This window comes from Agrobacterium sp. CFBP 3001 (assembly GCF_027871605.1).
GTDB lineage: Bacteria > Pseudomonadota > Alphaproteobacteria > Rhizobiales > Rhizobiaceae > Agrobacterium > Agrobacterium leguminum.
Window position 1 is genome coordinate 107,822 of the sequence record NZ_JAQAHD010000011.1, and the last position, 25,022, is coordinate 132,843.

The 25,022-nt window shown below is 61.2% G+C and carries 18 protein-coding genes; 5 read left to right on the top strand and 13 right to left on the bottom strand.

Features of this window, described 5'->3' with window-relative positions; genetic code table 11:
- The first annotated feature begins 52 nt into the window (after window positions 1-52).
- The 3 genes from PH605_RS15435 to PH605_RS15445 all read left to right on the top strand — a co-directional run bounded on the left by PH605_RS15435 (window position 53) and on the right by PH605_RS15445 (window position 3,562).
- Window positions 53-1,288 carry an SGNH/GDSL hydrolase family protein gene (locus PH605_RS15435; RefSeq protein ID WP_142845359.1) on the top strand — a complete coding sequence of 412 codons (1,236 nt, stop codon included), beginning with the start codon at window positions 53-55 and terminating at the stop codon, window positions 1,286-1,288.
- Between the two features lie 247 nt (window positions 1,289-1,535).
- Window positions 1,536-2,210: a response regulator transcription factor gene (locus PH605_RS15440; protein WP_078052056.1), complete on the top strand. Its 675-nt coding sequence runs from the start codon at window positions 1,536-1,538 to the stop codon at window positions 2,208-2,210.
- Window positions 2,207-3,562, top strand: a complete 1,356-nt coding sequence (locus PH605_RS15445; RefSeq protein WP_142845360.1) for a sensor histidine kinase — start codon at window positions 2,207-2,209, stop codon at window positions 3,560-3,562. Before PH605_RS15440 ends, PH605_RS15445 begins: the two co-directional genes overlap by 4 nt.
- A 73-nt stretch (window positions 3,563-3,635) precedes the next feature.
- Here PH605_RS15445 and PH605_RS15450 read toward each other — a convergent pair whose 3' ends face one another.
- The 3 genes from PH605_RS15450 to gltB are packed head-to-tail and all read right to left on the bottom strand — an operon-like array spanning window position 3,636 to window position 10,016.
- Window positions 3,636-5,090 carry a glutamate synthase subunit beta gene (locus PH605_RS15450; RefSeq protein ID WP_065656528.1) on the bottom strand — a complete coding sequence of 485 codons (1,455 nt, stop codon included), beginning with the start codon at window positions 5,088-5,090 and terminating at the stop codon, window positions 3,636-3,638.
- Window positions 5,091-5,105: 15 nt separating this feature from the next.
- A complete protein-coding gene (locus tag PH605_RS15455; RefSeq protein ID WP_271040152.1) occupies window positions 5,106-5,234 on the bottom strand; it encodes a hypothetical protein in 129 nt (42 codons plus the stop codon).
- A 36-nt stretch (window positions 5,235-5,270) separates the two neighbouring features.
- Window positions 5,271-10,016, bottom strand: coding sequence for a glutamate synthase large subunit (gene gltB, locus PH605_RS15460; protein WP_142845361.1), 4,746 nt, complete (start codon window positions 10,014-10,016; stop codon window positions 5,271-5,273).
- A gap of 373 nt (window positions 10,017-10,389) precedes the next feature.
- On the opposite strand from gltB, the gene PH605_RS15465 reads away from it, so the two are divergent.
- Complete coding sequence (locus PH605_RS15465; RefSeq protein WP_142845362.1) at window positions 10,390-11,442, top strand: threonine aldolase family protein; 1,053 nt, start codon at window positions 10,390-10,392, stop codon at window positions 11,440-11,442.
- 30 nt (window positions 11,443-11,472) lie between these two features.
- Here the strand turns inward: PH605_RS15465 and PH605_RS15470 are convergent, their stop codons facing one another.
- The 9 genes from PH605_RS15470 to PH605_RS15510 form a co-directional block, all read right to left on the bottom strand.
- Entirely contained in the window at window positions 11,473-12,162 is a 690-nt protein-coding gene (locus PH605_RS15470; protein WP_078052059.1) for a response regulator transcription factor, read from the bottom strand.
- A 48-nt stretch (window positions 12,163-12,210) separates the two neighbouring features.
- Window positions 12,211-14,913 carry a sensor histidine kinase gene (locus PH605_RS15475; protein WP_142845363.1) on the bottom strand — a complete coding sequence of 901 codons (2,703 nt, stop codon included), beginning with the start codon at window positions 14,911-14,913 and terminating at the stop codon, window positions 12,211-12,213.
- Window positions 14,914-14,968: 55 nt separating this feature from the next.
- Window positions 14,969-15,535 (bottom strand): potassium-transporting ATPase subunit KdpC, encoded by a 567-nt coding sequence (kdpC, locus tag PH605_RS15480; RefSeq protein ID WP_142845364.1) that lies wholly within the window; start codon window positions 15,533-15,535, stop codon window positions 14,969-14,971.
- Window positions 15,536-15,547: 12 nt separating this feature from the next.
- Window positions 15,548-17,632 (bottom strand): potassium-transporting ATPase subunit KdpB, encoded by a 2,085-nt coding sequence (gene kdpB / locus PH605_RS15485; protein ID WP_142845365.1) that lies wholly within the window; start codon window positions 17,630-17,632, stop codon window positions 15,548-15,550.
- 44 nt (window positions 17,633-17,676) lie between these two features.
- Window positions 17,677-17,838, bottom strand: a complete 162-nt coding sequence (locus PH605_RS15490) for a hypothetical protein (RefSeq protein ID WP_162856846.1) — start codon at window positions 17,836-17,838, stop codon at window positions 17,677-17,679.
- Window positions 17,839-17,847: 9 nt separating this feature from the next.
- Window positions 17,848-19,551: a potassium-transporting ATPase subunit KdpA gene (gene kdpA / locus PH605_RS15495; RefSeq protein ID WP_142845366.1), complete on the bottom strand. Its 1,704-nt coding sequence runs from the start codon at window positions 19,549-19,551 to the stop codon at window positions 17,848-17,850.
- A gap of 135 nt (window positions 19,552-19,686) precedes the next feature.
- On the bottom strand, window positions 19,687-19,776 hold the full coding sequence (kdpF, locus tag PH605_RS15500; RefSeq protein WP_003506089.1) for a K(+)-transporting ATPase subunit F: 90 nt from the start codon (window positions 19,774-19,776) through the stop codon (window positions 19,687-19,689).
- Between the two features lie 375 nt (window positions 19,777-20,151).
- Window positions 20,152-21,105 (bottom strand): asparaginase, encoded by a 954-nt coding sequence (locus tag PH605_RS15505; protein WP_142845367.1) that lies wholly within the window; start codon window positions 21,103-21,105, stop codon window positions 20,152-20,154.
- Entirely contained in the window at window positions 21,102-22,553 is a 1,452-nt protein-coding gene (locus PH605_RS15510; protein WP_078052064.1) for an amino acid permease, read from the bottom strand. The genes PH605_RS15505 and PH605_RS15510 overlap by 4 nt, the downstream gene beginning before the upstream one ends.
- A gap of 272 nt (window positions 22,554-22,825) precedes the next feature.
- Here PH605_RS15510 and PH605_RS15515 point away from each other — a divergent pair, with 272 nt between their 5' ends.
- Window positions 22,826-24,253: an aspartate ammonia-lyase gene (locus PH605_RS15515; protein WP_237680927.1), complete on the top strand. Its 1,428-nt coding sequence runs from the start codon at window positions 22,826-22,828 to the stop codon at window positions 24,251-24,253.
- On the opposite strand, the gene PH605_RS15520 is transcribed toward PH605_RS15515, so the two are convergent.
- Complete coding sequence (locus PH605_RS15520) at window positions 24,222-24,938, bottom strand: FadR/GntR family transcriptional regulator (protein WP_065656538.1); 717 nt, start codon at window positions 24,936-24,938, stop codon at window positions 24,222-24,224. The two genes, PH605_RS15515 and PH605_RS15520, sit on opposite strands and share 32 nt — an antisense overlap.
- Window positions 24,939-25,022: the final 84 nt, after the last annotated feature.

Sequence of the window (25,022 nt, forward strand, 5' to 3'; positions counted from 1 at the left end):
TGAATTCGGCGGCGGCGTGAGCGCCGCCGATGCATCCGGAAAGGTTGATGTCATGAGTAGGAAACATGCGGCGAAGAACGGAAGAACCGGCTGGCGTTTCTGCGCCGTCCTTCTTTGCGCTGTCCTTACCGTGCCGCTCGTTCCTTTCGAAAGCTTCGCGCAGGAGCAACGGCGCACCCTGTTTGAAATGCTCTTCGGCAGACCGGTGGGCCGCGATGGCGGATCCGGGCGCGAATACCAGCCCCGCAACCGTCGCGACTTTCCGTCTGCTCCGCGCGAAAGATCGGTCACCCGCCCGCAACCCGCCAGAAAAGCGCCCTCGGTGGTGCAGATGCGAACCGCAAAGCCGGAGCCAGCCGCCAAGCTTGAAAATGCGCGGCGCGTTCTGGTCATCGGCGATTTTCTCGCCGGCGGCATGGGTGAAGAACTGGTCAATGCCTTCGCCAGTTCGCCTGCAATCGCCGTCGATGTGCGTGCCAATGGTTCTTCCGGCCTCGTCCGTACCGATTACTACGACTGGTTCACCAACCTGCCGCAATTCATCAGCGAGACCAAACCAGCCACCATCGTCATCATGATGGGATCGAACGATCGCCAGCAGATGCAGATCGGCGATATCAGGGAAAAGTTCGGCACGGAGGTCTGGTTCAAGGAATATGAGCGGCGGATCGACGAGCTTCTGGCCCTTGCCGGACGCCCAAAGGTGCCGCTCTTGTGGGTTGGCCTGCCCGCCTTCCAGTCGCCGTCGCTTTCGGCCGATCTCGTCGGTTTCAACCGGCTTTATCGCAGCCATGTCGAAAAATATGGCGGCGAATTCGTCGACGTCTGGGACGGTTTCGTCGATGAGGCGGGAAAATTCGTCATCACCGGCTACGACATGAACGGCCAGCAGGCGCGCCTGCGCGAGGCTGATGGCATCGGCATGACCCAGGCCGGCAAACGTAAGCTTGCATTTTACGTCGAAAAATTCGTGCGCCGGCACCTCGATAGCGCCGGGCCGGACCTCGTGAAACTGGACGGCAGCAATCTGCCGGCGCTCACCTCCCTGCCAGCACTCGGCATCGATGCCGGGCAGGTGCGCACCCAGCCTATCAGTCTCACCGATCCCAATCTCGATGGCGGCGACAAGCTGCTGGGCGATGCTCCTTTGACCGCCGGACCGACACGCGTATCCGTGGTGGAATCGCCACGTGAGAGGTTGACCAAGCGGGGCGAAATGGCCGATGCACCGGCAGGCCGCATCGATGACTATCGTGTGGCGCCCGATACCACACAGGCAAAACAATAGACGCTTTCGCAGCTGCCTGACCGCCCCGCAGCGGGCGTAATGTTTAGGCAATCCGCGCATGACAGGATAGGTACAGCTTTGCAGGAATGCGGGGTTGGCCATCCATCATCCCCGGTCCCCTTTTTGCATGGCGACATCTATTTGACGGCGACGCCACGCTTGTTCGTAGCGTAAGCGGCGCCGTCGTTTTTTGCCTTTTACCGCACCCCTTTCCGGAAGGTACGCCGGACAATACCGAGATGAATTCATGCGCCTGCTGCTTGTTGAAGACGAACGCGAAATGGCAGCAGCCCTGTCCGCCGCGCTCCACCGGTTCGATATTATCGTGGATACGGTCGGCACGCTCGATCTTGCCCGTCACGCCATCATGGACGGCGTCCACGACCTTGTCGTGCTCGACCGGCAATTGCCCGATGGTGACGGCATCCAGCTTATCGAAGACTTGCGGCTCCTGCCCGTCACCCCGCCCGTCATCGTGCTCACCGCGCAGGGCGCGCTTGTGGATCGGGTGAATGGCCTGAACCTCGGTGCGGACGATTATCTGGCCAAGCCATTTGCCGTCGAGGAACTGCTTGCACGCATTCGCGCCCTGATGCGCCGGCCGGCGGGCACCGTGACGATGACGGCAAAACTGGGCAGGCTGGAATTTTGCTTCGAAACCCGCGAAGTGCGTATCAAGGGCGAATTTCTTCCGCTGACCAGACGCGAACTGCTGATCCTCGAGGCCCTGTTGCGGCGACAGGGCAGAACGGTGCTGCGCTCATTGCTGGAGGAAGCCGTTTATAATTTCGACGATGAGATCCAGTCCAATGCACTCGATTCCCATATCTCCCGCCTGCGCCGCAAATTGGCGGCCGCGGATGCGGGCCTTGAGGTCCACGGCATTCGCGGCGTCGGTTACCTGCTGAGGGCAACCTCGTGAAGCTGGCCAGAAGAAAATCGCTCAAGCGCCGGCTCACCATTCAACTGCTGCTGTTCCAGATCGGCAGCCTGTTCTTTGTCACCGCCGCGATTGTCACCTATATGTCGAGCGGCGGCGCAGGCAGCGCGCTGCTCAGCCCGGAGGCGGCCCAGATAACCGCCAACGCGATCATACGGAATGAGGACAATCGGCTGGTTCTCCAAGAAACGCCCGAATTCATCAACCTGCGCAGCAATACCTCCGATTTCTGGTTCGTCGCGGTCAGCGAAAAAGGTGAGATCGTGCAGGGCGGGCAGGTTCCCGAGGCATTCAGTAACATGGATCAGCAGCTGAGCGACATCAGGGTCTCCGACGTGCGCGACGCGGCGCTGTCCTATTCCTACCTCGCCGTGGTGCGCATCGCCATCGTTCGCCGCGCTTCGGGGCCGGCGGGAGAATTCGTCATGATCGGCAAAGGCGGGCCGTTCAGCATGACCTTCCCCGTTTTGTTGTTCTCGAACATATTGATCATGCCTGTCCTCATTCTCATGTCCATCGTGACGGTGGTGACCATCCCCTGGATCATCCGCAGGGAATTCCGCGCCCTTTCCACCATTGCCCGCGCGGCGGAAACCATCGATATCGACAGGCGCGGATACCGATTGCCGGATGGCGATATTCCACGGGAGGTGCAGCCGCTCGTGCATGCCGTCAACGGCGCGTTGAAGCGGCTGGACGATGGCTACGAACGGCACAAGCGCTTCATTCTCGATGCCGCCCATGAATTGCGAACCCCCGTCGCCATTCTCCAGACCCGCGTTGAAACCTTGCTGGACGGCCCGGCCCGCAGCAGAATATTGGCGGATGCCAGCCGTATCGCCGTGCTGGCCGAACAATTGCTAGATTTGCAGCGCCTTGGCGGGCAGAAAGCACCGCTGGTTCCGCTTGATATCGTCGGCCTGTGCAGGTCCGTCGTCGCCGATATGGCGCCGCTTGCGATCTCACAGGGATATAATCTGTCCTTCGAGCCGGAAGAGGAACCGATCCTCGCCCTTGCCGATGATGCCTCGCTGCAGCGCGCTTTAATGAACATCGTGCAGAACGCCATTGAACATGGCGGCAATCGCGGAACCATCACCATAAGAGTGGCCTCAAACCGGGTGATAGAGATAGCCGATGAAGGAAATGGCATTCCCGAGGAGGACCGGGAACTGGTTTTCGATGCCTTCCACCGCCTGCGACCGAAAGATCGCGGCACCGGGCTTGGGCTCAATCTCGTGCAGGAGATCGTCCGTTATCACGGCGGCGAGATCACCATCAGCGATTCCTCCACCGGCGGCGTCTGCTTCCGCATCGCTCTTCCCTATTGCTGACGACGCCGCAGTCTAACAAAAAGGCCTGTCGCGCACGCAACAGGCCCTTCCGCTTCTTATCGATTTCGCCAGTTCAGCGCGGCAGAACGGTCGCACCCATCAGCGCTTCATCGATCGCGCGCGCCGCCTGGCGGCCTTCGCGGATCGCCCAGACCACCAGTGATTGGCCACGGCGTACGTCGCCCGCCGCCCACAGCTTGTCGACCGAGGTTTTGTAGTCCGTTTCGTTGGCGATCACGTTGGTGGAGCCGCGACGGTCGGTGTTGAGCGTCAGCTTGCCTTCCATTTCCTTCAGCACGCTGTCCGTGAAGGGACCGGAAAAGCCGATGGCGATGAAGGCGAGATCGGCCTTGATGATGAATTCCGTGCCGGCAATCGGCTTGCGGCGGTCATCCACCTGGCAGCACTTCACGCCGGTCAACACGCCGTCTTCGCCGACGAATTCGAGCGTCGCCACCTGGAACTCGCGGATGGCGCCTTCGGCCTGCGAGGACGAGGTGCGCATCTTGGTTGCCCAGAAGGGCCAGACCGCCAGCTTGTCTTCCTTTTCCGGCGGCATCGGGCGGATGTCGAGCTGCGTGACCTTCACCGCACCCTGACGGAAAGCCGTACCGACGCAGTCGGATGCGGTATCGCCGCCGCCGACAACGACGACATGCTTGCCGCCGGCAAGAATCGGATCGGCCGGCCAGCCGACGCTGTCGATATTTTCGCGACCAACGCGGCGGTTCTGCTGCACGAGATAGGGCATGGCATCGTAGACGCCATGCAGATCAGCGCCACCGATACCGGCCGGGCGCGGGGTTTCCGAACCGCCGCAATAAAGCACGGCATCGTGGTCGGCGAGAAGCGCCTCGACCGTCACGTCGACGCCGACATTGACGCCGCAATGGAAGGTGACGCCTTCACCCTTGATCTGCTCGACGCGGCGGTCGATGAAGTTCTTCTCCATCTTGAAGTCGGGAATACCGTATCGCAGCAGGCCGCCGGGCTTGGATTCGCGCTCATAGACATGAACCTCGTGGCCGGCGCGGCCGAGCTGCTGCGCAGCCGCCATGCCCGAAGGACCGGAACCGATGATGGCAACCTTCTTGCCGGTGTGGATCGTCGCCGGCTTCGGCACGATAAAGCCCAACTCATAGGCCTTGTCGGCAATCGCCTGCTCGACGGTCTTGATGGCGACCGGCGCATCCTCGAGATTCAGCGTGCAAGCCTCCTCACAAGGCGCGGGACAGACGCGGCCGGTAAATTCCGGGAAGTTGTTGGTGGAGTGGAGGTTGCGGATCGCCTCTTCCCAATTGTTGTTATAGACCAGATCGTTCCAGTCGGGGATCTGGTTATGCACGGGACAGCCGGTCGGGCCGTGACAATAGGGAATGCCGCAATCCATGCAGCGCGCCGCCTGCTTCTGCACCTCGGCATCCGACATCGGAATGGTGAATTCGCGGAAATGGCGGATACGATCCGATGCGGGCTGATACTTGCCCACCTGCCGGTCGATCTCCAGAAAACCTGTAACCTTGCCCACGTTTATGTCCTCACATCAAAGCGGAGCACCTGTCGGGCCCCAGTACCAGTAAGCGAAACCAAAAGCCGCCCCCAGCACGATGAACTCAAATCCGGTCTCGCCGCTCGTCCAGATGATCGCCGTGGGAACGGCGACCGCGATCATCAGCGAGACCAGTTGGTGTAATTCTCACGCGGCGGATTACTCCGCCGCCACGCCCATGCGCATGCGCTCCATTTCCTCAAGCGCACGGCGGTATTCGACCGGCATGACCTTGCGGAATTTCGGACGGAACTCGCTCCAGCGGTCGAGTATATCCTTGGCGCGCGACGAGTTCGTGTAATGGAAGTGGTTGGAGATCAGCTGGTAGAGGCGCTCCTCGTCGTGGCGCGTCATGTCCTCGGAAACGTCCACGCGTCCCTTGTGCATGAGGTCGCCGCCGTGATGGTGCAGCTTCTCCAGCATGTCGTCCTCTTCCGGAACCGGCTCCAGCTCGACCATGGCCATGTTGCAGCGGGTGGCGAAATCGCCCTTCTCGTCGAGAACATAGGCCACGCCGCCGGACATGCCGGCCGCGAAGTTACGGCCCGTTTCACCGAGAACGACGACGATGCCGCCGGTCATATATTCGCAACCGTGGTCGCCGACACCTTCGACAACCGCGACCGCGCCGGAGTTACGCACCGCGAAACGCTCGCCAGCCACGCCACGGAAATAACACTCGCCGGTGATCGCACCGTAAAGAACGGTATTACCGACGATGATCGATTTTTCCGCGACGATACGGGTGTTTTCCGGCGGACGCACGATGATGCGGCCACCCGACAGACCCTTGCCGACATAGTCGTTGCCGTCACCCACCAGATCGAAGGTGATGCCGCGTGCGAGGAAAGCGCCGAAGGACTGGCCCGCCGTTCCCTTGAGGGTGACGTGGATCGTGTCGTCTTTCAGGCCCTTGTGACCCCAGCGCTTGGCAAGCGCACCCGACAGCATGGCGCCGGCGGAACGGTCGACGTTCTTGATCGGCACTTCGAAGACCACGGGCTCGCGGTTTTCGAGCGACGGCAGGGACTTCTCGATCAGCTTGCGGTCGAGAATGTCATCGATCGGATGCTTCTGGCGCTCGGTCCAGAAGGTCGCTTCCTTCGGAGCTTCGACCTTGTGGAAGATGCGGCTGAAATCCAGCCCCTTGGCCTTCCAGTGCGCCAGCATCTCATCCTTCTCCAGCAGCTCGGAAGCGCCGATGATCTCGTCCAGCCTGGTAACGCCAAGCGAAGCGAGGATTTCGCGCACTTCTTCGGCCACGAAGAAGAAATAGTTGATGACGTGTTCCGGCGTGCCCTTGAAGCGCTTGCGCAGAACCGGGTCCTGCGTGGCAACGCCGACAGGGCAGGTGTTGAGATGGCACTTGCGCATCATGATGCAGCCGGCCGCGATCAGCGGCGCGGTGGCAAAGCCGAATTCATCCGCACCGAGCAGCGCGCCGATGATGACGTCGCGGCCGGTCTTCAGACCGCCATCCACCTGCAGGGCAACGCGCGAGCGAAGACCGTTCAGCACCAGCGTCTGCTGGGTTTCGGCAAGACCGATTTCCCATGGGGAACCGGCGTGCTTCAGCGAGGTGAGCGGCGAAGCGCCCGTGCCGCCATCGAAACCGGCAACGGTGATATGGTCGGCGCGCGCCTTGGCGACACCGGCCGCAACCGTGCCGACGCCGACTTCCGACACCAGCTTCACCGAAACATCCGCTTCCGGGTTGACGTTCTTCAGGTCGTAGATCAGCTGGGCCAGATCTTCGATGGAATAGATGTCATGATGCGGCGGCGGCGAAATGAGGCCGACGCCCGGGGTGGAGTGACGGGTTTTGGCAACGGTCGCATCCACCTTATGGCCGGGCAGCTGGCCGCCTTCGCCGGGCTTGGCACCCTGCGCCACCTTGATCTGCAGCATATCGGCATTGACGAGATATTCGGTCGTCACGCCGAAGCGTCCGGAAGCGATCTGCTTGATGGCGGAGCGTTCCGGGTTCGGCTTACCGTTCAACAGCGGCATGTAACGGTCGGATTCTTCGCCGCCCTCACCCGTGTTGGACTTGCCGCCGATGCGGTTCATGGCAATCGCAAGCGTGGTATGCGCCTCGCGGCTGATCGAGCCGAAGGACATGGCGCCAGTGGAGAACCGCTTGACGATATCGGCTGCCGGCTCGACCTCATCAATGGAAACCGGCTTGCGGCCGAGCGCTTCCGCCGACTTAACCTTGAACAGGCCGCGAATGGTGTTCATGCGCAGCGCCGTCTCATTCACCATGCCGGCGAATTCGCGGTAGCGATCCTGGCTGTTGCCACGCACGGCGTGCTGCAGCGAGGCGACGGCATCCGGCGTCCAGGCATGGCTTTCGCCGCGCATGCGATAGGCGTATTCGCCGCCAATATCGAGCGTGTTGGCGAGGATCGGGTCCTTGCCAAAGGCCGCCGTGTGGCGTGCCACGGTTTCTTCGGCAATCTCTGTCAGGCCGACACCTTCGATGGAGGTGGCGGTGCCGAAGAAATACTTCTCGACGAATTCCGAGGAAAGGCCGATGGCGTCGAAAATCTGCGCGCCGCAATAGGACTGGTAGGTGGAAATGCCCATCTTGGACATGACCTTGAGGATGCCCTTACCGACCGCCTTGATGTAGCGATAGACCACTTCATCGTCGGAGACTTCCTTCGGGAAGGCGCCGTGCTTGTGCATGTCGAGCAGCGTGTCGAAGGCGAGATAAGGGTTGATCGCCTCGGCACCATAACCGGCCAACAGACAGAAATGGTGGATTTCGCGCGGTTCACCGGTTTCGACGACGAGGCCGACCGAGGTGCGCAGACCCTTGCGGATCAGGTGATGGTGCACGGCGGCCGTCGCCAGAAGGGCGGGGATCGCGATGCGGTCCGGACCGAGCTGGCGGTCGGAAAGAACGATGATGTTGTAACCGCCGCGAACGGCCGATTCCGCACGCTCGCACAGGCGGTCGAGCATTTCAGGCATGCCTTCGGCACCGCGCTCCACATCGTAGGTGAAGTCGAGCGTCTTGGTGTCGAAACGGTCTTCCGTGTGGCCGATGGAGCGGATTTTTTCCAGATCGCCATTGGTCAGGATCGGCTGGCGCACTTCCAGACGCTTGGCGCGGGCGGCACCTTCATGGTCGAGAATGTTCGGGCGCGGACCGATGAAGGACACGAGGCTCATGACAAGCTCTTCGCGGATCGGATCGATCGGCGGGTTGGTGACCTGCGCGAAGTTCTGCTTGAAATAGGTGTAGAGCAGCTTCGACTTTTCCGACATGGCCGAAATCGGCGTATCGGTGCCCATGGAACCAATGGCTTCCTGACCGGTCGTCGCCATCGGCGACATCAGGAGCTTGGTATCTTCGCTGGTGTAGCCGAAGGCCTGCTGGCGGTCGAGCAGCGACACGTCGCGGCGCAGCGCGCGCGGTTCAACCGGCTTCAGCTCTTCGAGGATGAGCTGCGTGCGGTCGAGCCAGGTGCGATAGGGGTGCTTGGCGGCAAGCTCGTGCTTGACTTCCTCGTCGGAAACGATGGAGCCCTTTTCCATGTCGATCAGCAGCATCTTGCCGGGCTGCAAGCGCCACTTCTTGACGATGCGCTCTTCCGGCACCGGCAGCGTGCCTGCTTCCGACGCCATGATGATACGGTCGTCATCGGTGACAAGGTAACGCGCGGGGCGCAGGCCGTTGCGGTCGAGCGTTGCGCCGATCTGCTTGCCATCGGTGAAGGCGACGGCGGCCGGGCCGTCCCACGGCTCCATCAGCGCTGCGTGATATTCGTAGAACGCCTTGCGTTCGGCCGACATGGACTGGTTGCCGGCCCAGGCCTCCGGGATCAGCATCATCACGGCATGGGCCATGGAGTAGCCGCCGCGCACGAGGAATTCGAGCGCGTTGTCGAAGCAGGCGGTATCCGACTGGCCCTCATAGGAGATCGGCCAGAGCTTGGAGATATCGTCGCCGAACAGCACGGAGGAAACCGACGCCTGACGCGCCGCCATCCAGTTGACGTTGCCGCGCAGCGTGTTGATTTCGCCGTTATGGGCAACCATGCGGTAGGGGTGCGCCAGCTTCCAGGACGGGAAGGTGTTGGTGGAAAAACGCTGATGCACGAGGGCGACGGCGGATTCGAAGCGCGGATCGGCCAGATCCTTGTAATAGGCGCCCACCTGATAGGCGAGGAACATGCCCTTGTAGACGATGGTCGAAGACGACAGCGAAACGGGATAGAAATCCTGCGTTTCCTTGCCGCCGCCTTCGTCATAGATGCGGTTGGACAGTACCTTGCGGATCAGGAACAGCTTGCGCTCGAAATCGGCATTGCTCGCGGCATCGCGGCCGGCGCCGATGAAGACCTGCACGTGGTGCGGTTCGGTCGCTGCGATATCCGGCGCCTTGGAGAGCGAGGAATTGTCGACCGGCACATCGCGGAAGCCAAGGAACTGCTGCCCCTCTTCGCCGATGACGTCGACGATGACCTTCTTGTAGTGCTCGATGCGGGAAGGATCGCGCGGCATAAAGATGTGGCCGACGGCATATTCGCCGGCCTTCGGCAGGGTAACGCCCTGCGCGGCCATTTCCTCGCGGAAGAAGCGGTCGGGAATCTGCACGAGAATGCCAGCACCATCGCCCATCAGCGGATCTGCGCCGACGGCGCCGCGATGCGTCAGGTTTTCAAGGATGAACAGGCCGTCCTTGACGATCTGGTGCGACTTGGCGCCCTTCATATGGGCAACGAAGCCGACGCCGCAGGCATCATGTTCATTGGCCGGATCGTAAAGACCCTGCCTTTCCGGCAAACCGCCCGCGAAACGCGCTTTCGCAGAAACGGGTGCGGCCGCAGCCGCGGTGGGACAGTCTGTGGTCAGGGTGGCGGCGGCGATTTCCGCCTGCGGCTTGTTCGTCATTTTTGTCCCTCCTGCAAAATTACTTGCATGGTTTCATGCGAAGATCCGGCTCGACCACGAATTTTCGCTTCCCGCAAAATCCGCATTCAATCCGGCTCGACCAAATTTAGGACAGCAAAGCTGTCTCAATTCAAGAGGATTTTGGCAGAAACAGGCGAATTTAGCAAGGGTGCGAATCCAATTAGTGAAAGCCCCATTTTGCAGCGAAGTTTCGATACTGACCTATTGCGCGAAACTTTCTTATCGCAAGACCCGCGGAGCCATTGCTTTCATTGCCGGATTTGCCAATCGCAATCTTAGGCCATAGAACTTTGCCGTTCATCGCGCCACGCATTCCCAAACCAGAACCCCAGCCATCGGAAAGCCTTCAGAGATGTTTTTTGCTTCAGACAATTGGGCCGGCGCCCACCCTGCCGTCAACGAACGGCTTTCGCGGGAATCCACGCGCTTTGCCGCCGCCTACGGCACCAGCGAACTCGATCTCTCCATCGAAAAGCGCTTCAACGAGATTTTCGAGCGCGAGGTCGCGGTGTTTTTCGTCGCCACCGGCACGGCTGCCAATTCGCTTTCGCTGGCCAGCATCGCCCGCGCCGGCGGCCTGACCTTCTGTCACTCCGAAGCGCATGTGATCGAGGACGAGTGCGGCGCGCCGGATTTCTTTTCCGGCATGCGCATGGTCGCCGTCGAGGGACCGAACGGCAAGATGCTGCCGGAGAACCTCATCGAGCGCATTGCGCGTTATCCGCAGGATGCCGTGCATCACGGTCGCGCCGCAGCCATCACCGTGACGCAGGCGACCGAGGCCGGCACCGTCTACACCCTCGATGAAATCGACACCATCGCCAAAATCGCAAAAGCCAACGGCCTGCCGCTGCATATGGATGGCGCGCGTTTCGCCAATGCGCTGGCCGCCCTCGGCACCACGCCCGCCGAAATGACCTGGAAACGCGGCGTCGACGTGCTGTCTTTCGGCGGCACGAAAAATGGCTGCTGGTGTGCGGAAGCAATCGTGTTTTTCGATCCTTCGCTCGCCCGGGATTTCTCCTTCCTGCGCAAGCGCACCGCTCAACTTTTCTCGAAATCGCGTTTCATCGCCGCGCAGTTCGAGGCCTATTTGCAGGACGACCTGTGGCTCGGTCTCGCAAGCCATGCCAATGCCATGGCCAACCGGCTGCGCGCCGGCTTCGGCTCGCTGAACAGCGCCCGCCTCGCTTGGCCGACCCAGGCCAATGAAGTTTTCGCCATTCTGCCGAAGGCTGCCGCAGAAGCCGCCACGGCAAAGGGTGCGAAGTTCTATGGCTGGCTGGAGCCGCGCGACATGCCGGAAAAGGTCGGCAAGGACGAAGTGCTGATCCGTATGGTCACCAGCTTTGCGACAACCGAGGCCGATGTCGACGAATTCCTGTCGATCTGCGCTGCCGTTTAAACTATCGGAGGGCGTCGCCTTGCGGCGCCCTCATACCTCCTGCAGCCGGTAACCGACCCCGGTTTCCGTCAGAATATAGCGCGGCTGATCCGGGATTTTTTCGATCTTCTGGCGAAGCTGGCGCACATAGACCCGCAAATATTGCACGTCGGTCAGTTCGTCCCATACATGCTCCAGCAGAAAACGGTGCGTCAGCACCTTGCCGGCATGCTGCACCAGAACCCGCAGGATGTCATACTCCTTGGGCGAGAGCTTCACTTCCCGATCCTCCACCTTGACGATGCGCCGGACCAGATCGACGGAAAGATCTCCGGTCTGGAACACCGGCCTCTCCCCCTGGCTTTGCAGACGATGGCGCAGGGCGACGCGGATGCGGGCGACGAGTTCGTTCATGCCGAAAGGCTTGGTGATATAGTCATCCGCCCCCAGTTCCAGCGCCCTGACGATGCCCGCCTCATCCGTGCGGCTGGAGAGGATGATGACCGGCAGCGCCAGCCCTTCGCCGCGCCATTTCGCCAGAAGATCATGACCCGACATATCCGGCAGGCCGAGATCGAGAACGACGAGATCGGGCTTGTCCTCACTGACCAGCTGCATGGCGACCTTCGCATTCATCGCCTCGCTCACCGCATATTCTTGGGTCGACAGCCCGACACGCAAAAGCTTGCGGATCGGCGGTTCGTCGTCGACGATCAGAATACGAACGGCGGAATTGGTCATTCTCGATCTCCCTCAGCGGCATAGCTGCTTATCGCCGGCAATCGCGCCTTAATCATGGTCTATCACCGGCGCATCGGCGGGAACCGGCAGACTGACGGTAAACTGCGCACCGGTGCGGCCCGACCTGTTTTCCGCGCGGATCGAACCGCCCATGGCCTCGATAAACCCCTTGCAGATGGATAGCCCCAGGCCCGTTCCGGCCTGCACATGATCCGCCTTGCGCACCCGGTAAAAACTGTCAAACACTCTCTCCGTATCGTCGGGCGGAATACCCGGCCCCGCATCGGCCACGGAGAGGAAGATATTTTTGCCCTGCCGCCAGCCGCGAATCTCGATAGCGGTATGTTCGGGAGCGTATTTGGCGGCATTGTCGATGAGATTGAACAGAACCTGTTCGAAAAGAACGGGGTCGACCTTCAGCATCGGCAGGTCGGAGGGAATATCCAGAACGATCTCATGCCTGACGACGATTTTCGCTGCGCGCGAAAGTGCGGTTCCGACCATATCGCCCACGAAATGCAGACCGTAATTTGGCTCCATCGCTCCCGACCCGATCCGCGTCATATCAAGAAGATTGGAGATGAACCGGTTCAGCCGCTCGGATTCCTCGATGATCGTCGAAAGCAGTTCGGCGCGCGCATCCGGCGGGATGTCGTCGGCGAAATCCTTCAACGTTCCCGCCGAGCCCAGAATGGCCGCAAGCGGCGTCTTGAGATCATGGGAAATGGATGTCAGCAGCGCGGTGCGCAGCCGGTCGGTTTCCGCCGCAAGCCTTGCCCGGTCGACATCCGAGACGAGCTGGATTCGCTCGATGGCAAGTGCTGCCTGATCGGCCAGGGCATCGAACAGTCGCTGCTGTTCGGGCGTCAGAAGCGGGCCGAGCCGGTCATCGTCCAGCCCCACCACGCCGACGGCGCCGCTGCCGGTGCGCAGGGGCAGATAAAGCCGTTTGGCGCCGGGAAGGGTATCCGCGCCCCTGCCCGCCGCCTTGTTATGTTCCCAGGCCCATTGCGCGGCGGCAATATCGGCATCCACCAGCGTATCGTCCGGCGGATATCCCGCCTTGACCGTGATCGTATTATTTTCAGGTAAAAGCAGAACGATCCGCACCTTCAGCATCGAGGCCATCTGGAAAGCGGCCGCCCACAGCACATCGTCCAGCGTTCCCGTCACCGAAAGCTTCTTCGAGAACAGATATAAATCTTCCGTCGTTCGCGCCCTTGCCCGCGCGGCGGCAGCCTGCCGTTGCACGGCCGCGGTAAGATTGGACGCGACAAGCGCCACACCGAGATAAAACAGCAGCGCCACGACACTTTCCGGATCGCGAACGGTCAGGGTGTAACGCGGCTCAAGGAAGAAAAAATTGAATGCAAAAGCGCCGAGCAGGGAAGCATAAAGCGCTGGCCCCAGCCCGCCGCGCACGGCGGCGGCCAGAACCGCCATCAGGAACACCAGCGCCAGATTTCGAACATCGAGCGTCTGGTCGAGCACGATGCCGGCCACGATCGCGAGGCCGACGAACAGGGTGCTGTTAAGATAAGGCCGTATGGAACCATGCGATTGCGCCGAGGCTGGCTTTGCGGTCTGGCCCAGCTTCTCTTCTTTTTTGTCGCCGGAAATGACGTGAACGCTGATATCGCCCGCATGGTCGATCAGATCATGCGTCAGCGAGCGCTGAAAAATCCGCTGCCACCAGGATTTTCGCGGGCGGCCGATGATGATGTGGGTGAAATTATTGGCGTTGGCGTAGGAGATGATCTCCCGCGTCAGATCGAGCGCCGGCAGGGTCACCGTCTCGCCGCCAAGCTGCTGGGCAAGCCGCATCGTGCCGGCCAGCCGGTCCTTCTCCGCCTCCGACAATTGCTGCGAACGCGGCGTATCGAGATGCAGCGCCGTCCAGGGCGCCCGCAGGCGATCCGCCTGCCGGCGGGCATAACGCACCAGCCCCGGACCGTTGCCGCCGTGGTCCAGGCAAACCAGCACCCTGTCGCCCGCCGCCCATGGGCCGGAAATGGCATGGGACTGCATGTGGTTGAGCAATTGCTCATCCACCCGTTGCGCGGTGCGCCGCAGCGCAAGCTCTCGCAACGCCGTCAGATTGCCGCGCGAGAAATAATTCTCGATGGCGCGCCGGGCGGTGCGGGGCAGGTAAACCTTGCCATCCTGCAGCCGCTTGATCAGATCGTCTGGCGTAATATCGATGATTTCGACATCGTCGGCCCGGTCGATAATGCTGTCGGGCACCGTTTCGCGGACACGGATGCGGGTGATCTGCGCAACGACGTCGTTCAGGCTTTCGACATGCTGGATGTTCAGCGTCGTATAGACGTCGATACCCTGCGCCAGAATTTCCTGAACGTCCATGTAGCGCTTGGGGTGGCGGCTGCCGGCGGCATTGGTGTGGGCCAGTTCATCGACCAGAACCAAGGCGGGACGACGGGCGAGAATGGCATCGAGATCCATCTCTTCCAGCACCTGACCGCGATAATCGATACGCCGGCGCGCGATGATCTCGAAACCCTGCACCAGCGTTTCGGTTTCCCGGCGGCCATGGGTTTCCACGACGCCGATGACGGCATCCACCCCATCCGCCAGCTTCGCTCGGCCGGACATCAGCATTTCATAGGTCTTGCCGACGCCCGGTGCCGCCCCTAAAAATATCTTCAGCCGGCCACGCGTCTCGCGCCGGGCGTTTTCCAGCAGCGCATCGGGCGACGGTCGGCTCGGCATATCGCGATTGTCGTCAGGCATTTAACCCACCAGTGGTCGAGGCTATGGCTTGCGAACAAGCCATAGCCATTTCAGTTCATGAGCCGGCTGCGTCAAGAGCCATGTTGAGCGCCAGCACATTCACGACCGGCTCTCCCATGAATCCGAGTTCCGGTCCTTCGACATGGCGCTCGACGATGGCACGCAGGGATGCCTCATCCATGCCCCTTGCTTTGGCGACACGGGGAACCTGAAAATAAGCAGCCTCCGGCGAAACATGCGGATCAAGGCCGCTGCCCGAGGCCGTCACCAGATCTGCCGGAACCTCGGCCGCCGGATTTTCGGCTTTTGCGGCCTCGTAATCCTGTTTCACCCGGTCGATGAGCTTGGCGCTCGTCGGACCGAGATTGGATCCGGACGACGAAGCGGCATTGTAACCATCGCCGGCAGCCGATGGCCTGCCATGGAAATATTTCTCACTGGCAAAGGCCTGCCCGATCAATTGCGAACCTGCAACAGCACCATTCTTTTCGATGAGGCTGCCATTGGCCTGAAAAGGGAAGATCGCCTGCGCGAGACCCGTCATGCCCAGAGGATAGGCAAGGCCGGTGATGGCGGTGGTGGCGAGGATGAGCACCAGTGCGGGACGAAGCTGTTTGAACATTGTCTTTACTCCTCAGGCGAGACCGAGCGCCGTGACGGCGAGGTCGATGACCTTGATGCCGATGAAAGGAACGATGATGCCGCCGAGGCCATAGATGACCAGATTGCGCGACAGCAGCGCACCCGCGCCGATCGGCCGATATTTGACGCCCTTCAGCGAGAGCGGGATGAGCGCGATGATGATGAGCGCGTTGAAGATGATGGCCGACAGGATTGCGCTCTGCGGTGTCGAAAGCCCCATCACGTTCAGAACGCCAAGCTGCGGATAGAGCACCAGGAACATTGCCGGGATGATGGCGAAATATTTGGCGATATCGTTGGCGATGGAGAACGTCGTCAGCGCGCCGCGCGTCATCAGCAATTGCTTGCCGATTTCCACGATCTCTATGAGCTTGGTCGGATCGCTGTCGAGATCGACCATATTGCCCGCCTCGCGTGCCGCCACCGTGCCGGTGTTCATGGCAACGCCGACATCGGCCTGCGCCAGCGCCGGCGCGTCGTTGGTGCCATCGCCGCACATGGCGACAAGCTTGCCCTTGGCCTGTTCCTCGCGGATAAGCTCCAGCTTGTTTTCCGGTGTCGCCTGGGCAAGGAAATCATCGACGCCGGCTTCGGCCGCAATCGCTGCCGCCGTCATCGGGTTGTCGCCGGTGATCATCACCGTGCGGATGCCCATGCGGCGAAGCTCTGCGAAACGCTCGCGAATGCCGCCCTTGACGATGTCCTTCAGCTGCACGACGCCGAGCAGCTTGCCATCGCGCACGACGGCGAGCGGCGTGCCGCCGGTCTTGGCGATCTCTTCCGCAATTGTCCGGATGCCGCGTGCGGCGTCCGTTTCGGTTTTGACGGCAAGCGCCACATTGCCCTGTTGCGGAGCGCCACCGTTAACGTAGGCTAGAACGGCGTCGACAGCACCCTTGCGAATGGAGGAACCTTCGAAATCGACACCGCTCATGCGGGTCTGGGCGGTGAATGGTACGAAATTCGCGTGCAGTTTCTGCATGTCGCGGGCGCGGATGCCGTATTTTTCCTTGGCGAGAACCACGATGGAACGGCCTTCCGGCGTTTCGTCGGCCAGGGAGGCAAGCTGCGCCGCATCGGCCAGTTCCTGCTCGGAAACGCCGGCAACGGGACGAAACTCGGTCGCCTGCCGGTTGCCGAGGGTGATGGTGCCGGTCTTGTCGAGCAGCAGCGTATCGACATCGCCGGCAGCCTCGACGGCGCGGCCGGACATGGCCAGCACGTTGAAACGAACCAGTCTGTCCATGCCGGCAATGCCGATGGCGGACAGAAGCGCGCCGATGGTAGTCGGGATGAGCGTCACGAACAGCGCCACCAGCACGATGATCGGGATCGAACCGCCGGCATAGGCCGCGAAGCTCGGAATGGTCGCCGTAGCCAGCACGAAGATCAGCGTCATGCCCGCGAGCAGAATGTTGAGCGCGATCTCGTTCGGCGTCTTCTGGCGTTCAGCGCCTTCGACCAGCGAAATCATCCGGTCGAGGAAGGTGGAGCCGGCAGCGGCGGTGATGCGAACCCTGATCCAGTCCGACAGCACCTGCGTGCCGCCCGTCACGGCCGAGCGGTCGCCGCCGGATTCGCGGATGACGGGGGCGGATTCGCCGGTGATTGCCGCCTCGTTGACGGAGGCGACACCTTCGATGACTTCGCCGTCGGAGGGAATGATATCGCCCGCCTCGACGAGAACGACATCGTTCACTTTCAGGCTGGTGCCCGCCACCATCTTATACTGGCTGCGATCATCGCCGGTGAGCAGTTTCGCCTGGGTTTCGGTGCGGGTCCGGCGCAGCGAATCCGCCTGGGCCTTGCCGCGCCCTTCGGCGACGGCTTCCGCGAAATTGGCGAACAATACGGTGAACCAGAGCCAGAGATTGATCTGGAAGGAGAAACCAAGATTGGTGCCGCCCATGATGAGGTCGCGGATGAACAGCACCGTTGTCAGCACTGACACCGTCGCGACCACGAACATGACCGGGTTGCGCGCCAGCGTGCGTGGGTTGAGCTTTTTGAATGCGGCGGCAATGGCCGGCACGAGAATGCGAGAATCGAGGATGCTCGCTTGTTTGGACTGGCTCATGAAGAGGCTCCAGCGTTTGAAACGGGGCGACCGATAAAGGTCGATCAGCCCGTGATAACTTCGAGAGCGACAACGGCGGCGACGAGAGTCGCCATCATCGCGAGAATGAGATTGGAAGCGCACCAGCCGCCGGGCGTGGCGCTGCCTTTGACGGGAGCACCTTTGCGAGCGGAGACGATGCAGTTATTTCGGGACTTGTCGTTCATGGTGTCACCTCAGAAGAGCTGGCCTGCCGCCATCACCAGATGTTCGGCAACGGGGCCGAGCGCCAGTGCAGGCAGGAAGGTAAGGCCGCCGACAATCAGGATCGTGCCGACAAGCAGGCCGACGAAAAGCGGGCCATCCGTCGGGAAGGTGCCAGCCGAGGCCGGAACGGTCTTCTTGGTGACCAGCGAACCGGCAATGGCGAGTGCCGGAATGATGACCAGAAAACGGCCCATCAGCATGCCAAAGCCAAGCGTGATGTTGTACCAGGTGGTGTTGCCTGTGAGGCCGCCGAAGGCGGAGCCGTTATTGGCGGCCGCCGAGGTATAGGCATAGAGGATTTCGGAGAAGCCGTGCGGCCCCGCGGTGCCGATCGATGCGACCGCCGAGGGCAGCACGGTGGCCGTTGCCGTGAAGACGAGCATGGCGAGCGGGAGGCAGAGAATGGCCAGAACCGCCATCTTCATTTCCTTGGCCTCGATCTTCTTGCCGAGATATTCCGGCGTGCGCCCGACCATCAGCCCCGCCACAAAGATGGCGATGACGATGAAGAGCAGAATGCCGTAAAAACCCGCGCCGACACCGCCGACGATCACCTCGCCCAGCTGCATGTTAATGAGTGGGATAAGACCACCCAGCGCCGTGAAGCTGCCATGCATGGCATTGACCGCGCCGCAGGAGGCGGCGGTGGTGATGACCGCAAAGAGCGACGAGAGCGCCACGCCGAAACGGACCTCCTTGCCCTCCATATTGCCGCCGGCAAGACCGAAGCTGTGCATCAGCGGGTTTCCGGCCGCTTCCGCCCAATAGGTGACGGCGACGCCGGCGATGAACAGCACGCCCATGGCGGCGAGGATCGCCCAACCCTGGCGCTGGTTACCGACCATGCGGCCGAAGACGTTGGTAAAGGCGGCGCCAATGGCGAAGATCGACACCATCTGGATCATGTTGGAAATGGCATCCGGGTTCTCGAAGGGATGCGCCGAATTGGCGTTGAAGAAACCGCCGCCATTGGTGCCCAGCATCTTGATTGCCAGCTGTGACGCGACGGGGCCGACGGCAATCGTCTGCTGCGCGCCTTCCAGCGTCTGCGCATTCACATAGGCGCCGAGCGTCTGCGGCACGCCGAGCCAGACGTAAACGAGGGTCAGCACGATGCAGAGGGGTAAAAGCACGTAGAGGGTCGAGCGAACCATATCCACCCAGAAATTGCCGATCGCCTTGCCGGAAGCGCGGGAAAATGCGCGGATCAGGCCGATGGCGATGGCCATGCCTGTTGCGGCGGAGACGAAGTTCTGCACGGTGAGACCCGCCATCTGGGTCAGATAGGACAGGGTGCTTTCGCCGCCATAATTCTGCCAGTTGGTGTTGGTGACGAAGCTGACCGCCGTATTGAAGGACAATTCCGGTCCCACGGCCGCCATTGCCTGCGGATTATAGGGCAGCACCGCCTGAAAGCGCATCAGGGCATAAAGCAGGGCAAAACCAAGCAGGTTGAAGAGAAGCATGGAGAACGCATAGGTCGTCCAGTGCTGCTCCTCACGTTCGCTTGTCCCGGCAAGGGCATAAAGGCCGCGCTCGACGGGTGCGAGAACCGGCGACAGCAGGGTGCGCTCGCCATTAAAGACACGCGCCATATAGAAGCCGAGCGGCTTCACCAGCGCAAAAATGATCCCGCAAAAAAGCAGAATCTGAAACCATCCAGTGAGGGTCATGGTATTGAACTTTCAATAAAGCATCGGACCGAAAAGTGTCATGCGGTTTTCGGAAAATCCGATGCTCGGACAGAAAGAGAGAGCGGCGGATCCGATTCCATTTTTCTCTCCGCCGCGCGAACCGCCGCTTCCCGATCAGAAACGTTCGGGGCGAATGAGAGCATAGGTGAGATAGGCGGCGATAAAGACCGTGACGGCGCCGCTCAAGATATAGTCGAATGTCATCGCAGCCTCCGTCTAAAGCCGGTCGCAGGCGCGCGTATAGGCAAAGCAGAGGGCGAAAAACACCGTGGCTGCGCCGATCAGAACAACATCCATCATCGATGGGACTCCTTTTTATTCGAGGAGCCGGACAGGAAGAAAAGCGCCGTCATGTGGGACGTCGCTTTTCACTCTTTCTGGCTGAGAAGGGAACACCATCCCTTCACGCACAGAAGAATGCACCCGAACCGCATAAAGGTTCGAGACGGCCACAGAGGCAATAAAATAGGAATCTTATAGGAATTTCGATGCCCGCCGGTCGCGGGCATCGCTGCCGCTACTTAGAGTTTTGACGCATTTCCGGACGGAAAACCGGGGTCCACTTTTTCTGGAAGTGCTCTAAGAGAGCGGGCTATCACCGAAAGCGGAAACGATGGTTTCCGCCGGGCTTTTACCGGCCAGCAGCGCTGCCAGCAAAATGCGGGCCTGGCCCGGGCGAAGCGTGGATGAATGCACGGCGCCCGCCGCGACAAGATCATGCCCGCCGCCGCCGCCGCCATAAGTCGCCACCAGCCGCCCTTCCGGCACGCGGCTGGAAACGATGACGGGAACGCCGCGTTCGGCGCAGCGCTTCACGGCTTCGGCGATACGCGGATTGGCGTTGCCGGAACCGAGTGCGGCAAGAACGATGCCTTGCGCGCCCGCCTGCAGACTTGCATCGATATGGGTCGCGTCACAGCCGGGATGAATGGCGACGATATCGACGCGCTGATCGGTTACCGGGGCGGAAAGCCGCAGCATTGCGGCAGCAGCCAGCGGCCGGGCGGAGCGGAAGGCATCCGCCTCATCCGCGCTCAGCTTATAAAGCCCCCAGGCCGGCAGACAGCGGCCGCCGAAGGAGAGGAGCACGCCTTTTGCGGCATTCGCCTGATCGAGCGCTGTTTCTATGGCCCGCGCCAGATTGGCCGGCCCATCCGCGTCCTTATGGTCTGCCGTAAACTGCGCGCCGGTGAAGACCACCGGCTTTGTGATGGCCCGCTGCAAATGCACGAGCAGCGAGGATTCTTCCATGGCGTCGGTGCCATGCAAAACCACGATGCCGGCAACGCCGGGATCATTGAGCTCGGCGCCCACCGCATCGCTGATGCGCTGCATGTCTGCCAGTGTCAGGCTGGAGGAATCCTTCGCCATCAGGTCGACCGGCTTCAGCCGGGCGTTGATCTGCGGAACCAGCGCCAGCAGGTCCTCACCCGAAAGGCTGGGCGTGCTCACGCCATCGGCACCACGCCGGCTGGCGATGGTGCCGCCGGTGGCGATGACCGCCACCAGAGGCGTTGCGTCCTGCCCGCTCACTGTGATGCTCCCGCACGTTCGTCCGCGAGACGGTAGATGCGGTCACGCAAGAGATACCAGCCGATGACGAGCGCCGGGATGATGACCAGCAGCGAGGCGATGGTCCAGGAGCCGACAGGATAATCGAAGGCCATCAGCACCAACACGCCGAACAGGAAGATGAGCGTGAGAATGCCGGTGTACGGCGCGCCGAACATGCGGAAATCCGGACGCACGAGTTCACCACGCTTGGAAAGCTGCCAGAGCTTCAACTGGCAGAGCACGATGACGGCCCATGCGCAGATGATGCCGAGCGCCGAGAGGTTGAGCGCAATCTCGAAGGCCGAAGCGGGAACGACGGCGTTCAACGCCACGCCGAGAACGGTGACGACGGCGGTTACCGCGATGCCGCCATAGGGCACGCCGTTCTTGTTCATCTTCGCAAGTGCTGCTGGCGCCGAGCCGGAAACCGCCATCGAGTGCAGGATGCGGCCGGTGGAATAAAGTCCGGCATTGAGCGAGGACAGCACGGCGGTCAGAACGACGAGGTTCATGATCACGTCAGCGCCCTGCACGCCGATGGAACCGAAGAAGGTGACGAAGGGGCTCTCGCCGGCCTTGTAAGCGGTATAGGGCAGAAGCAGCGCGAACAGCAGCACCGAACCGACATAAAAGACCACGAGACGCAGGACCACGGCGCGGATGGCGCGGGGCATGACCTTGCGCGGGTCTTCCGTCTCGCCTGCCGCCGTGCCGATCAGTTCGATGGAGGCATAAGCGAAGACGACACCCTGTATGATGACGAAGGCTGGCAAAATACCGTTCGGGAAAAAACCGCCATTATCGGTGATGATGCTAAAACCGGTGACATGGCCTTCAATGGGCGTGCCGAAGATGACGAAATAAATGCCGACCACGAGGAAGATCGCAAGCGCCAGCACCTTGATGAGGCTGAACCAGAATTCGAGCTCACCAAAGACCTTCACCGACAGCATGTTCATGGCCAGCACGACCAGAAGCGCCGTCATCGCGAAGACCCACTGGTCGATACCCGCAAGCCACGGAACATATTGCTTGAAGAAATTCATGTAGAGGGCAACGGCGGTCACATCCGCCACAGAAGTCATGGCCCAGTTCAGCCAATACATCCAGCCGGCCGCGAAGGCCATCTTCTCGCCGTAGAACTCACGGGCATAGGACACGAAGGAACCGGAGCTCGGACGGTGCATGATCAGTTCGCCGAGCGCGCGCAGCACCAGAAAAGCGAAGAAGCCGCAAAGCGCATAAACAAACACCAGCGCCGGGCCTGCCTGTGCCAGACGCCCGCCCGCACCGAGGAAAAGCCCGGTGCCGATGGCGCCGCCAATGGCGATCATCTGAATCTGACGCGGCTTGAGGGCCTTGTGGTAACCGAGATCTTCTTCGACGAAGACCTCACGATCGGCAGACGCCGTTTTCCCAGAATGCATGGATATTTATCCTCCCGATAAAGTGCTTGCAGTCGGCGATAAGCCGGAAATGAAAATGAAACTGGCACAGTCCGCGCTGGAATATGGCCAGCATGCATGCTCATGCGCGCTGTAAAGCTGCATGACAGATTTTCGCCCCTCATAATGGCAGATAATGCCGTTCGTCAAGCGTATTCGATATGATTGACCTTCTCCTCCACCCCAATTAAGGTCAAAAATCTGTAAGACAGCTTTACAGATATAGCAACGCTTAAAAGCCAGTGGAGGAAAAAGTGAGCGTGACGCGCAAGGAGCATGATTTGCTCGGGACCAAGGAAATTCCGGCGGATGTCTATTGGGGCGTGCACACGGCACGCGCTGTGGAAAACTTCAAGATCACCGGGGTGACCATCGGCCACAACCCCTATCTCGTCCGGGGACTGGCCTATGTGAAGGAGGCGGCGGCACGCGCAAACCACGAGCTCGGCCTTCTCGACACGGAACGCATGGAAGCCATCGCCGAGGCCTGCCGCGAAATCCGCGCCGGCGCGCTGCATGAGCAGTTCGTGGTGGATGAAATTCAGGGCGGAGCCGGCACTTCCACCAACATGAACGCCAATGAGGTTATCGCCAACCGTGCGCTCGAACTGCTCGGACGCGAAAAAGGCGATTATGCCCGCCTTCACCCCAATGACCATGTCAATCTCAGCCAGTCGACCAACGACGCCTATCCGACCGCGATCAATGTCGGCCTGATCGAGGCGATCGACGATCTGGCGGCTTCCATGGGCGTGCTGAAGGATGCCTTCGACCGCAAGGCGCAGGAATTTGCCGGCTTCATCAAGATCGGGCGAACGCAATTGCAGGACGCCGTGCCGATGACGCTCGGCCAGGAATTCCGCACCTTCGTGGTGATGCTGGGAGAAGATCAGGCGCGCCTCATCGAATCCGCAGCACTTCTGCACGAGATCAATCTCGGCGCCACCGCCATCGGTACCGGGCTGAATGCACCGCGTGGTTATGCCGAGCTTGCCTGCCAGCATCTGGCGGAACTGACCGGACGACCTCTGGTGACGGCGGCAGACCTCATCGAAGCCACCCAGGACCCCGGCGCCTTCGTGCATCTCTCCGGTGTGCTGAAACGCGTCGCCGTGAAGCTGTCGAAGACCTGCAACGATCTTCGCCTCCTCTCTTCCGGCCCGCGCGCCGGGATTGGCGAAATCACCCTGCCCTCCGTTCAGGCGGGTTCCAGCATCATGCCAGGCAAGATCAATCCGGTCATTCCGGAAGTGGTCAATCAGGTGGCCTATGCGGTGATCGGCAATGACATCACCATCACCATGGCCGCTGAAGCCGGGCAGTTGCAGTTGAACGCTTTCGAGCCAATCATCGTGCGCGCGCTTTCACAGAGCATCAGCCAGCTCAGCGCCGCCTGCCGCACGCTGGCGGAACGCTGCGTCGACGGCATCGTCGCCAATCCGGCGATCATGGCGCAGCGCGTGGAAGAATCCATCGGTCTCGCCACCGCGCTCAACCCGTTGATCGGTTATTATGCGGCGACCGAAGTGGCGAAGGAAGCACTTGCCAGCGGCCGCACCGTGCCGCAGGTGGTTCTGGAACGCGGTTATCTCACCGATGCGCAATTGCAGCAGGCGCTGAGCCCGCGGCACCTTGCCAACTTGCCCGCCGTCACGGCTGGCGAAGCCGATCTTCGCCAATAATCGTGGTCACCACCTGCTTCACCTGCCCAAGGTGAAGCTCCATCGCCTCCCGCGCCTCAGGCGCTGAACCCCGCCGGATCGCCTCGACGATCCGGCGGTGCTCGAAATTCGAGGCAACGCGTCGGCCGGCCATCAGGTTGACCATCTCTGACTGTTGGGACAGCGCCTCACGGGCATCGGCCACCACCTTGGCAAACAGCCTGTTGGCCGAAGCTTCCGCAATGGCGCAATGGAATTGCCCATCCAGCAGCACCCAGGGATGCGGCCTTTCTTCGGCTTCCATCCGATCACAGAGGTCAAGCAGGACTTCCAGCTGGGCATTCGTTCGCCTCAACGCCGCCCAACCGGCCGCAGGAACTTCGATGAAGGGGCGGGCCTCAATCAGATCGCGGGCGGAATAGGCGCCGTAATTCAATTCGGAAGGCGGGGTCGGCGTCATCACATAGGTGCCGCTTCCGGTGCGGGTCTGTGTCAGCCCCAGGGTCTGGAGCGACCGCAAAGCCTCGCGAATGATCGGCCGGCTGACGCCATATCGGGCGGCCAGATGGGCTTCGGAAGGCAGCCGGGTGCCGACCGCAAGCTGCCCCGAGGTGATGGCGGAACGGATATCATCGAACACCGCTTCTGCGGCATTCTTGCGATTGATCGGCTGCGCATCCGACAGCCAATCCGACAACCCGCCCATCTTTAAACCCTCCGCACTCTCAATATGTTCGCAATATCAACGCAAAACCAGACAACCGTCCAAACGCAAAAGGACGGCCGCCGC